10 protein-coding genes and 1 pseudogene are annotated in these 12445 nt (G+C 33.2%); 2 read left to right on the top strand and 9 right to left on the bottom strand.

The window, feature by feature from the left end; genetic code table 11:
- Positions 1-42: 42 nt before the first annotated feature.
- Positions 43-675: an NAD(P)H-dependent oxidoreductase gene (locus J2W95_RS13345; RefSeq protein WP_310007810.1), complete on the bottom strand. Its 633-nt coding sequence runs from the start codon at positions 673-675 to the stop codon at positions 43-45.
- 11 nt (positions 676-686) lie between these two features.
- Positions 687-1142, bottom strand: coding sequence for a MarR family winged helix-turn-helix transcriptional regulator (locus J2W95_RS13340; RefSeq protein WP_310008282.1), 456 nt, complete (start codon positions 1140-1142; stop codon positions 687-689).
- A gap of 365 nt (positions 1143-1507) precedes the next feature.
- Between J2W95_RS13340 and J2W95_RS13335 the strand changes: the two genes are divergently transcribed.
- Together J2W95_RS13335 and J2W95_RS13330 are read left to right on the top strand one after the other, a co-directional pair.
- Positions 1508-3529 carry a PAS domain-containing protein gene (locus J2W95_RS13335; protein WP_310007807.1) on the top strand — a complete coding sequence of 674 codons (2022 nt, stop codon included), beginning with the start codon at positions 1508-1510 and terminating at the stop codon, positions 3527-3529.
- 215 nt (positions 3530-3744) lie between these two features.
- The gene (locus J2W95_RS13330; protein WP_310007805.1) at positions 3745-6666 is read left to right on the top strand and encodes a PAS domain S-box protein; all 2922 of its coding nucleotides are present in this window, start codon (positions 3745-3747) and stop codon (positions 6664-6666) included.
- Between the two features lie 28 nt (positions 6667-6694).
- Here the strand turns inward: J2W95_RS13330 and J2W95_RS17425 are convergent, their stop codons facing one another.
- The 7 genes and pseudogenes from J2W95_RS17425 to J2W95_RS13300 all read right to left on the bottom strand — a co-directional run bounded on the left by J2W95_RS17425 (position 6695) and on the right by J2W95_RS13300 (position 12375).
- Positions 6695-8107 carry a tetratricopeptide repeat protein gene (locus J2W95_RS17425; protein ID WP_409025130.1) on the bottom strand — a complete coding sequence of 471 codons (1413 nt, stop codon included), beginning with the start codon at positions 8105-8107 and terminating at the stop codon, positions 6695-6697.
- Between the two features lie 192 nt (positions 8108-8299).
- Positions 8300-8398, bottom strand: a pseudogene (locus J2W95_RS17420) (hypothetical protein); the annotation flags it as partial.
- A gap of 690 nt (positions 8399-9088) precedes the next feature.
- Positions 9089-9265: a hypothetical protein gene (locus tag J2W95_RS13320; protein WP_310007802.1), complete on the bottom strand. Its 177-nt coding sequence runs from the start codon at positions 9263-9265 to the stop codon at positions 9089-9091.
- A 104-nt stretch (positions 9266-9369) separates the two neighbouring features.
- Positions 9370-9672 (bottom strand): thioredoxin, encoded by a 303-nt coding sequence (trxA, locus tag J2W95_RS13315; protein ID WP_310007800.1) that lies wholly within the window; start codon positions 9670-9672, stop codon positions 9370-9372.
- Positions 9669-9872 (bottom strand): hypothetical protein, encoded by a 204-nt coding sequence (locus J2W95_RS13310; protein ID WP_310007799.1) that lies wholly within the window; start codon positions 9870-9872, stop codon positions 9669-9671. The genes trxA and J2W95_RS13310 overlap by 4 nt, the downstream gene beginning before the upstream one ends.
- 59 nt (positions 9873-9931) lie before the next feature.
- A complete protein-coding gene (locus tag J2W95_RS13305) occupies positions 9932-10765 on the bottom strand; it encodes a methyltransferase domain-containing protein (protein WP_310007797.1) in 834 nt (277 codons plus the stop codon).
- Positions 10766-10959: 194 nt separating this feature from the next.
- Positions 10960-12375: an MBL fold metallo-hydrolase gene (locus tag J2W95_RS13300; protein WP_310007795.1), complete on the bottom strand. Its 1416-nt coding sequence runs from the start codon at positions 12373-12375 to the stop codon at positions 10960-10962.
- Positions 12376-12445 lie beyond the last annotated feature (70 nt).

Raw genomic sequence — 12445 nt, 5'->3', positions numbered from 1 at the left:
GTGTAATTTGTTTAAATTGATTTTAATTTGAATTAGTAATTATTATAAAGTGATAAATAGTTCTTCTTGTGATTTTCTAACTTTTTTGTAAAATTGAGTAGCGTCTTCTTCGTGACGGTATCCAACAGTGGCAATAAGTGAGGCATTAAGATTTAGTTTGTCCAATCCTAATATTTCGTTTACTTGTGCAGGAACAAATCCTTCCATCGGAGTTACATCAATTTTAAGTTCGGCTGCAGCATTCAATAAATTTCCTAAAGCTAAGTAAGTTTGTTTTGCTGTCCAAATATTTTTGATTGTTGGTTCCAAAGTCGAAATTTTTGATTTCATAAAATCACCATAACCGGCCAATGATTCTAAAGGAGTTTCTCTTGTAACACTTATTGTATTCAAAAAACTATCGATTGCTTCATCTCCAAGATTAGTGTCATTTGCAAAAATAAATAAGTGTGATGCATCCACTATTTGTGATTGTCCCCAAGCTGCTTGTTGTAATTGCGCTCTTAATTCTGGATTTTCAACGATAATAACTTTGTAAGGTTGTAAACCATATGAGGATGAACTCATACGTATAGCTTCTTTTAAAGTGTTTAAATCTTCTGCAGAAACTTTTTTTGTGGCATCAAATTTCTTTGTTGCGTATCTCCAATTTTGATTGTTCAAAAAATTGCTCATGATATTTAAATTTATTTAGTTCGGTATTTTTCTAATAAAGTATTCAATTGTATTAATTCTTCTTCTGTTAAGTTTTTAGCAAAAAAATCGTGATATTCTTTAATTTTTGGATCTAGTTCTGTTAATAAATCTAGTCCTTTTTGTGTAATTAAAACTTCAATTTTTCTTCTGTTTTCTGGGCAAACATTGCGGGTAACCAAATCTTTTAGCAACAATTTGTCGACCAATCTTGTTGTATTGCTTGTTCTTGCCAGCATTCGTTCCTGTATGATGCACATATTAGCAGGACGCCCTTTTTGTCCTCTTAATATTCGTAATACATTGTATTGTTCCCCCGAAATATCATAAGTTTTAATAATATCATTAAAGCTGTCAGTTATTACGTTCTGCGTGTACATCAAATTCAAAACCACTCTCGTTGATTTAGGATAATCAACCGTACTTTTTAATACATCTTCAATTTTCATATTTGTAGGTGTCTTATTTGTTGATACAAATGTAGTCATATTTATATTTGTATATACAAGTGTAGTGTTATTTTTTTGTTAAAAGAAAATAAGCCATTGGATATAGTATATCAAATTCAAGGTTTTACTAGTTCTAAACGTTTTATGTACTGAATTATTTCAAAAAAAGAAATTATGCTACTTTCCGTTGTATTTACTTGGATTCAGTAGGAGAATTAAAAAAAAATGATGACTATAATAAATTTATATGTGAATTTATTGATATAATTTTCTTCTTTTTTAGGTAGATCTTTTTTTTTCTGATAGACTGTACTATATTTATAGAAATTTTGGATCAGCAAACATTTAATATTTAATTTCTAATAATGGAAAAGACGAAAAAGGAGCTTACTTACGATGAACTACTCCAAAAAGTTGAGGCACAAGAATTGATAATTAAAGAGTTAAATGATGACAAGCTTGCTGTAACCAACTTTGAATATTTTGTAAAAGAGTCACCAGATTTAGTTTGCATCGCCGATACTAATGCTTATTACAAAGTAATCAATGATGGGTTTGCTAAAGTTTTAGGATATTCAAGAGAAGAATTATTATCTAGACCTTTTCTGGAATTTGTTCATCCCGATGATTTAGAAAAAACTTTAGATGAAGTCAAAAATTTGACCAAAAACAATGCAACAGTCGATTTTGAAAATAGATATATAAAAAAAAATGGAGAATTGGTTTTTTTGCAATGGAAAGCCAATCTGCATTCCGCCAATAATTTAATCTACGCTATAGCGAGAGATGTTACCGAGATTAGAAAAACACAGGAAAAACTTTTGTCCAGTGAAAAATCACTTAATGAAGCTCAGAAAATTGCAAAAATCGGTAGTTGGGATTTTAATATAGTGACTCAAGAATTAAATTGGTCCAACGAATTATATGAAATATTCGAAATAGAAAATACTCCTAATGATCCGCAATTATATGCCAAATATTTATCCTGTTTTTTACCAGATGACGCAGAGGACTTGAATAAAAATGTATATAATACCATTACGAATAAGGTTCCTTATGAAATGGAGCATCGAATTGTTTTGGCAAATCAAAAGATAAAATGGGTTTTTTGTTCTGGTGTTCCTATATTGGACAAGAATGATAATGTTGTTGCATTAAAAGGAGTAGTACAAGATATTACCCAAAAAAAACAAATTGATGACACCATCAAAGCCAAAGAGAAAGCTGAAGCAGCAAATAAAGCCAAATCAGATTTCTTGGCCAATATGAGTCACGAAATACGAACTCCACTTAATGGTATAGTAGGTTTTACGGACTTGTTATTGAAAACAAAGTTTGATAACGATCAATTGGAATATCTCAAAACGGTCAATGAATCAGCTAATACTTTGATGGAAATTATCAATAACATTCTTGATTTTTCAAAAATTGAATCAGGTAAGCTTGAATTGAGTAGTGAAGAAATTGATATATTTCAATTATCAAATCAAATCATAAATTTATTTAAATACGAAGCCAATTACAAAAAAATTGAATTACTGCTTGATATTGACTCCAATGTGCCAAAATGCATTAAGGGAGATTCTTTTCGATTAAAGCAGATACTGGTGAATTTGTTAAGTAATTCGATGAAATTTACCTTTTCAGGTCATATTAAATTACAGATTGTTCAAGTTGAAGAAGATAAAACGATTTCAAAAATTAAGTTTTCAGTAATAGATACTGGTATTGGAATTAAAGATCATAATCAAAAGAAAATTTTTCAATCATTCATTCAGGCTGATAATACCACTACTAGAAAATATGGAGGAACAGGATTGGGATTAGCGATTTCAAGTCAACTTTTAGCATTAAAAAATAGTGAATTGCAATTAATCAGTGCTTATGGCGAGGGAAGCGAATTCTTTTTTACCGTTGCTTATGAGAAAATAAATTGTGAGACCAATGATTTGTTGGTTACTTATGATTTGGTTCAAAATGTGTCTTCTAATTTGCCAAAATCATTAAGTAATTTCAAGGTGTTAATTGCAGAAGATAATAAAATTAATATGCTTCTAGCCAAAACATTGGTTAGTAAGATTATTAAAAATTGTGATTTGATAGAAGCGACTAATGGCTATGATGCAGTGGTTTTGGCAAATGAAAATTTACCGGATTTAATTTTGATGGACATTCAAATGCCAATTCAAAATGGTTATGATGCTACTTTAGAAATTAGGCAAACTGAAAATACTAAGCATATCCCTGTGATTGCTTTAACGGCTGGGGTTTTGAATGGAGAAAAAGAAAAGTGTATAGCGCACGGAATGTCTGATTACATTACAAAGCCAATTATTCAATCCGATTTGGAAAATGTATTATTAAAATGGTTGAAGAATTTGGACTAAGTATTCATCATTTTTTTTCTTTTAAAATATTTTATCAGTAATAAAAATCTTCCTTTATAAAATTCTAAAGGAAGATTTTTTTTGTTCTAATGTGTCAGTTATATCGATTCTAATTATTTATCTCTTAATGTATTATGTGATATAAATTTTATATCTTTAATTTATTGTTATTTGTTGTTTGGTTTTGTTAATTAATTCAATTTTGTTTTGAGATTATGAAAGAAACTATACCATCTATTGAAGAATTACTGCAAAAAATAAAAAAACAAGAGAATAAGATTTCGCTATTACAAAAGAAAATTGATTCGATTACTAATTTTGAATTTTTTACCAAAGAAACTTCAGACTTTATTTGTGTTTCGGATTTAAATAGCTACTTCAAAGAATTCAACCTTGTATTCTTAAAAAAATTAGGTTACACAAAAAGAGAATTACTACTGAATAGTTATATCAAATACATCTATCCAGATGATGTTGCTATAACAAAGGAAGCACTTCAAAAACTCTTAAAAGGGGAGTCATCAGTAATTTTTGAAAATAGAATCCTTTCAAAAAAAGGAGGAATTTTATCTGTACAATGGACATCCATTATAAACCCTTCAAAAAATCTCGTGTATTCCATTGGACGAGACATCACAGAAATCAGAAATATTCAAGAGCAACTAATAGCTAGTGAAAACTTATTAAATGATGCCCAAAAAATCGCTAAAATAGGCAGTTGGGAATTTAATTTGAAAACACAGGAATTGATTTGGTCCAAAGAGTTGTATAGTATTTTTGAGATTACCAATGATACTAATGAAAACTTATATCAACGATATCTGAATCATTTTTCAGAGGAAGATAAGGAGATTCTCAACAATAAGATTAGTGAGTCCGTCAAAAGTAGATCGCCTTATGAGATTACTCATAAACTGCACTTTTCTAATAATCGCTTCAAATGGGTTTATGGCACTGGAGTTCCAATTGTAAATAATAAAGGTGAAATTGTTATTTTGAGAGGAGTTGCTCAAGATGTAACCGAAAAAAAGCGAATTGAGAGTGAAATTTTTGCCAAAGAAAAAGAAGTCGCAGCAATCAAGGATAAAGAAAGAGAACGTGAAAGTAATGCCAAATTTAGAAACTATGTAGAAAATGCTCCCGAGGGTGTAATAGTGGTAAATAAAGAGGGATGCTTTTTGGAAGTAAATCCAGCAGCAACAAAAATTACCGGTTATTCTAAAGATAAGTTGTTAAATAAAACGCTCAAGGATTTGACTCCACTGGATTCCTTGACTAAAATTGATGCGATATTTGAAACCCTTTCAGCGAAAAGAACTTCAAATGATGTAGTACAGTTTATTCATAAAAAAGGAATTTCACGATATTGGTCTATTGATGCCGTTAAATTATCAGAAAAGCAAGTTTTATTGTTTGTGAAAGACATAACCGAGCGGATTCAAATAATAGATGCTTTAAAAGAAAAAGAAGATTTTTTGAAGGAAACCCAAATTATAGGACAATTGGGAACTTATAGCGTCAATATGTATACTGGAAAATGGACGAGAACCGATTTACTGAATACTATTTTAGGAATAGATGCTGATTATGACTTGAATCAAGAATCTTGGGGAGCTTTAGTGCATCCTGCTTGGAGGGAGAATTTGGAAGTATATTTTCAAGAGGAAGTTGTAGATAAAAGAAAGCAATTTGACACGGAATACAAAATCATACGAGTAAATGATAAGGCCGAACGATGGTTACATGGAATAGGAACTTTAAAATGGGATGAAAATGGCAATTCTTCGGTTATGGTTGGGACAATTCGGGATATAACCGATCATAAATTGTTGGAATTGGAATTGATACGTGCCAAAGAAAAAGCAGAAGAAAACGAAAAGGACTTGTATGTAAAATATATTGAGTTCGAAGAAATCAATGATCAATTAAAACAAACTAATAGAGAACTTAAAAAAGCCAAAATCCAAGCCGAGGAAGCTAATAGAGCCAAATCCGATTTTTTGTCCAATATGAGTCATGAGATCCGAACTCCATTAAACGGTATTGTTGGTTTTACCGATTTGTTGATGAAAACCGATCTCGAAAAAAATCAGTTGGAATATATGTCAACCGTAAATGTTTCCGCCAATTCCTTAATGGAAATTATTAATGACATACTTGATTTCTCAAAAATTGAATCTGGTAAATTAGATTTGCATATTGAGGATATTGACCTTTTTAGGCTGTTGCACCAAGTTATAGATTTGTTTAAACATCAGGCCAATATGAAAAATATTGCTTTATCGCTGAGAATTGAAGAATGTGTGCCACAATACATATATGCAGATTCGATTCGGTTGAAACAAATATTAGTAAATTTAATTAGCAATGCCTTAAAATTTACGTCTTTTGGGCACATACATTTGGATGTTGATCAAGTAAAAGGAGGTAAGAAAAATGCGACCATAAAATTTTCCATAAAAGATACCGGTATTGGAATTAAGCAATACAACCAAAAGAAAATCTTCAATTCTTTTGTGCAGGAAGACAGTGCTACTTCAAGGAAATTTGGAGGAACTGGTTTAGGATTGGCTATTTCCAATTTGCTTCTTGAATTAATGAACAGTAATTTGCAACTGAAAAGTAAATATGGGGATGGTAGTGATTTTTTCTTTTTTGTTAAATTTAAAAAAGCGAAACCTCTTAATGATGCTTTTGTAGAGTTGATACCCCATAAGGCAATTCAAAAGATTGCAAGTGCAAATAATTTAGATGTACTGCGTATTTTGATTGTAGAGGACAATAAAATTAATATGTTCTTGGCCAAAACATTAGTTAAAAGAATTATTCCGAATGCCATTATTTTGGAAGCCATGGATGGGCAAGAAGGTGTGGAGCAGTTCGAAATCAATAATCCTGATTTGATTTTGATGGATATTCAAATGCCAATTAAAAATGGATATGATGCCACTATTGAGATTCGAAGCCATAAAAATGGGGACAAAATACCAATTATTGCCTTAACTGCGGGAATAATGGTAGGCGAAAAAGATAAATGCCTTGAGTTTGGGATGAGTGATTATATTTCCAAACCAATAACTGAGGACGACTTGGATGGTATACTTCATAAATGGTTGCCCCAAAAACAATTGTTGTAGGTTGTCTAAAGAAATTACAACTGTTCTATTATTTCAATCCTAAATTTTTAAACAACTCCTGATAATTTGGATTTTTTGGGTCCAATTGTTTTAATTGAAAAGCCGTTTGTTGCGCTTTTGTCTGGTTTCCAGTTTGGATGTACACAAAAGTAAGCGCATAATAAAGATCAGGCGTATCAGGGTTTATGATAATTCCTTTTTGTAAAACAGCTTCGGCTTCTTTGAATTTTTTCTGGCTATTCAGCATCAAACCATAATTATAATATACTCTTGGATTTTGTGATTTTAAGGCTATTGCTTTCGCAAAAGAGGTTTCGGCAGCAACCGTATTGTTCATTTCATTATAAAGTAAAGCCAAATTGTAATAAATGCGTTCGTTGTTGGGGTCATTTTTTAGTGCCATTTGCAATACTTTTAATGAAGCATCATTTTTTCCAACTGCGTTATACAAAGAAGATAGATTAAGCAAGGCATAATTGATTTTGCCATCTTTTTTAAGACCTTTCAAATAGAAAGATTCAGCATTAGCATAATCCTGTATTTTTAGATAATAATCGGCGAGCATCACATTTCCTACCGAAAAATCGGTTTGATATCGAAGGTAACTGACTAATTCTTTATGTGCAGCTTCAAACGCATTATTATATTGACTTGAAATTTGATCTTTTGGCAAACTGACAAAGAGATCAGCTGCAGCGATACGAACCGCTCTTACTTCATCCGATAATAATGGCCCAACATTTTCAATCCAACTGTTTGGAGAGAAGTTTGACAGACTTCGTAAAGCCCTATAACGCACTTGGGCATCTTTATGATTTAAACAGGAAAATAGAGCATTTAAACTCGATTGAGTATTGAAACTGCCCAAATAGAAAGCTGCTGTAGCTTTAATGATATTAGGAGTTGCTTGGATATTAATTAATTGTATCAAATGCGCTTCGCTGTTGTCATCCAGTTTGCTGCCAGGAATCAAATCATCAGCAAAATGATATTTACGGTTTGGACCATACCATTTGATTACTGCATCGGCCAAGAACTTTTCTGATTTGTCCTTATGACAGTTGCTACACGCATTTGGAGTGCCATATTTGACTGAAAGGTCAGGGCGGGGAACTCTAAAACTATGGTCATGACGTAAATCATTCCCCATGTATATTTTTCCAGGCATATGGCAGTTTGCGCAAAGTGAACCCTTTGAACCTGCTGTATGAAAAGTGTGTTTTGGGGTGTCGTATTTTTTTGGAATGTGGCATTGCACACACGTTTGATTATCGATATGTTTCAATTTTGTACTGTGCGGATTGTGACAATTACTGCATTTTACCCCTTTACTGTACATTTTACTTTGCAAAAAAGAAGTGTAAATATAATCCTCGTCATCAACTTGTCCATCAGCATGGAAATACTCCGTATCTGGAATTTGCGGAATATAATTATCCATGATTTCTTTGCTGTCAATGTGTTTTGGACTAATTTCGGATACTCGAGCATGACAAGGAGCGCAAGTGTTAATTTGTTCCAATTGCCCTGATTTTTTGCCTAATTTCATAAAACTTCCAATTACTTTATCTCCCGATTTGTAATCAGAACCATTTATGTATTCCAAATGTTTTTGTCCTGCCCCATGGCAACTTTCACAGCTAACATTAATGATGCTATAACTCGTTTTGTAAGTGTCTGTTTTGGTGTCGTAATTTTTATGTAAGTTGGTCGAATGGCAGCTAGCGCACATCGTATTCCAGTTTTGGGCATTTCCTGTCCAGTGCAACCAATCGTGTGAAGGTATTTTTTGGCCAGTATATTGGTTAAACCATTTTTTTTTGTTGACATCCCAACTCAAACGAGGTACTTGCATTCTTCCTCCTGGAAAATGAACAAGATATTGTTGTAAAGGTTTGTATCCAAAAATATATTTTACCTCAAAATCATGGTTTTTGCCATCACTTCCTTCAGTATTGATGAAAAATTTGGAACCTTTTTTATAGAATTTACTGGTGATACCATCTGCAGTGAAAGTTACATTGTTGAAATTACCTTTTACAGTCGAATCATTAGCAGGAAGCATCGACATATAATGGTCGGATTGTTTCCATTGATGATGCTCGGAAGTATGACATTTTACACATGATTTATCGCCCACGTAAGCGTTGTTTTCAGAGAGAACTTCAGTGTATTCAGCATCCTTTGAACTGCAACTATCAACAATAAAAACTCTGAAAACTACAAAGAGAATTAGAAGAATTACAATAACAATTGATGATTTTTTGAGCATTAAGAGTAAGTTTACTCAAAAATATAGAATTCTAAAATAGGAGCAAAGGGATTTTTAGTCTTAAATTACCTGTAAATAAGTTTTTTTCAAAAAAAAAAGAGTGTTTGAAGGTTACAAACACTCTTTTTGAATTATTATAAATTAATTACATTACGCTTTCTTTTCAGACTTTGCTGTACAGCAAGATTTTTTGGATTTGTCGCACGCCTTTTTTTCTTTAGTAGTGCATTCTTTTTTAGGTGTTTCTTTTGGTTTAGTTTCTTGAGCGCTCATATTCATACCTGCTGAAAAGATAGCTACTGCCAAAACTGTGATTAGGTTTTTCATGTTTTTTGGTTTTAATGATGTGCCAAAATTATTGTTTTTTTGGAATCACGGATATTATTTAACTTTTTTATAACTCAATTGTGTTGCCTGTAATTTTACTCGGGCTATGTAATGCTTTTTTCGGTGATTATTTTAATTAAATCACTGGTACTTAAAACTCCAGATTGTCTCCACAATTGCTTTCCGTTTTGAAAGAGAATCATAGTGGGAACACCGCGAACTTGGTATTGCGAAGCAATTTGCTGATTTTTATCTACATCAATTTTGATGATGGATACTCGGTCTCCTAAATTGTCTTTTACTTGTTTGAGAATAGGAGCCAATGTTTGGCAAGGCCCACACCAAGTAGCAAAAAAATCAACCAAAATTGGTTTTTCGGATTGAATGATATCGTTGAAAGTACTCATTTTTTGGTGTATTTATTTGGGAGAATTGAGCAACTTTTTGGTCCACAACTAGTATTGAAAATAGCTTGAATAAAGAAAAACAACCCAAAGGCGATGAAGAACCATTCGTTTGTATAATAAGCTTGTGCAAATAAAAATACTGCAAAAGCAAACCGAAAAATTCGCATGATATGCCAGTTGGTAAAAAGTAAATCTTTCATTTTTTTTGGTTTAAGAAAGTTTATTTTGAATAGCCTGCTGCTTTAGCTCGAGGCAAATTTTATAGTTTATTTCCAATTTTATATTTGCTATCGTAAGCGATCTCTTTTTGCAGAGTTTCTAATGCAACTTCATTTTGGCTTACAATCAATACTTCAGAAAAATTGGCGCTCATGTTTACGTTTAAAACGCTTTCAAGTGCTGATAATTTATCTGACACTGTATTTTTGCAACCATTGCAGGTAATACCTTCAAATGGGTATAAATTGACCAATACTTCACTGTTCTTTTGAAATTCAATAAACAATTCGGAACCAGCTCTTGGTGTGACAGAATTTTGGCAAATTTCCATTTTTAGAAAATCAAATGACTGTTGGAAAAGCAAATTATATTCATTCTGGCTTCCACCAAAAGGAGGGCCACTTTCAAATGTTCGGTTGAATAATAATCCGGCAATTTTGCCTTTGTTGGCTAAAAGTTGATGCATTTTCCAAACGTATTTTTGGCGCATCGTTGGTGGCAAAGCACAAAAGAATGTCTGTTCGAGAATTATATCGTACTCACCTTGATGTTCAAAAAAGTCTCCCAATACAATGTTGATATTGCTATTGTTCTCGAATTTGTTTTTTAGATTTTCTATTAATGTTGGAGCAATATCAATTACGGTAACGTTTGTAAAACCTTGTTCCAGAAGATATTTGGCTTCATAGGTGTTGCCGCAACCCGGAATTAAAAACTGAATGTTTTTATCTTTTAATGTGTCTATATAGTTTTTTAGTGGAGGAGATACTTCACCTAAATCCCAACCGATTGTATTGGATTGATATTGGTTGTCCCAATAGACCTTATCCAAAGGTTTTTCACATGATGTCACACAACATTGTAATTCGTCCATGATTATAGAATTAAAGATTTTGTTAATGCTATTGTTCTAATTTTATACGAAATCTTCTTGATTATGGTTTGCGTGAGGGATAAAAGCAAGCTACCGAAGTAGCGCGGATAGCCCGACAGCGTTGAGGAAAGGGGCTGTATAAGTGGTGCTAAAAGTAATCCCCTTTACTCAACGGGGTCACGCCATATTTTTTTTTATTTCAATACTTTGCTTTGACACACAAAATCGGTTCTTGGAATATCAGTTTTGGAAATAGCGTTGAACCCGCCTTCGATTTCACTAAAATTTCTAAAACCACGGGCTTGCAAAATCGAAGCGGCAATCATACTGCGATATCCGCCTGCACAATGCATAAAGAAATGCTCTTTTGGGTCAATATCTTTTATCCAATCGTTGATGTTTGCTAATGGTTTGCAGAAAGCTTCTTCGATATGTTCGGCACTGTATTCGGTTTCTTTACGAATGTCAATGATTTTGCTTTCGCCAATTTTTACTTGCGTTTTGAATTGGTCTGCAGTGATTCGGTTTACAGTGTCAATTTCTTTGCCCGCTTTTTTCCAAGTTTCAAAACCACCTTTTAGATGTCCCGCCAAAATGTCAAAACCCACGCGGCTCAATCGGGTCACGGTTTCTTCTTCTTTTCCAATTTCGGTAATTAGGATAATGGGTTGATTTACATCGGCAATCATGGCGCCTACCCAAGGGGCGAAATCACCGTTGATTCCAATGTTTATAGATTGCGGGATGAAACCTTTGGCAAAATCGTCGTTGTTTCTGGTGTCCAAAATCAAGGCTCCGGTTTTATCGACCATAGATTTGAATTCGGTCACCGAAAGGGCGTTCATTCCGTGTTGCATAACCTCGTTGAAACTATCATATCCTTTTTTGTTCATGGCCACATTCATCCCAAAATAGGCTGGAGGAGGTAGTAATCCATCGGTTACTTCGGTGATGAATTCGGCTTCGGTCATATTGGCTCTCAAAGCATAATTTGTTGCTTTTTGGTTTCCAATGGTCGAAACGGTTTCTTTACTCATGTTTTTTCCACACGCACTACCTGCGCCATGAGCAGGATAAACTATTACGTCATCTGCCAGAGTCATGATTTTGTCCCTTAACGAATGAAATAATAATCCGGCCAATTGTTCCTGTGTCATCGAAGCTGCTTTTTGGGCAAGGTCGGGTCTGCCTACATCGCCAATAAACAAGGTGTCTCCAGAGAAAATAGCATGGTCTTTTCCGTTTTCGTCGATTAGTAAATAGGTGGAACTTTCCATGGTATGACCAGGAGTGTGCAGTACTTTTATTTTGATATTCCCTATTTCAAATAGTTGATTGTCTGTAGCAACGGTAGCTTCAAATTCTGGTTTGGCGGTTGGTCCATAAACGATTGGAGCGCCCGTTTCTTTGCTTAAGTCTAAATGTCCCGAAACAAAATCGGCATGAAAATGAGTCTCAAAAATATACTTCAGTTTGACTCCGTCACGTTCGATTCTATCCAAATAAGGTTGTGTTTCTCTTAGCGGGTCAATTATAGCTGCTTCACCATTGGAAGTGATATAATAAGCACCTTGTGCGAGACAGCCTGTATATATTTGTTCTATTTGCATTGTGTTTTTTTACTTTTAATATGAGACAAAGTTAGTTTCGTTTTTTGAAAAAAAGGGGTATAAATGTTAC

This window comes from Flavobacterium granuli (genome assembly GCF_031456055.1).
GTDB classification, from domain to species: domain Bacteria; phylum Bacteroidota; class Bacteroidia; order Flavobacteriales; family Flavobacteriaceae; genus Flavobacterium; species Flavobacterium granuli_A.
This window is presented reverse-complemented; position numbering and strand designations above follow the sequence as displayed.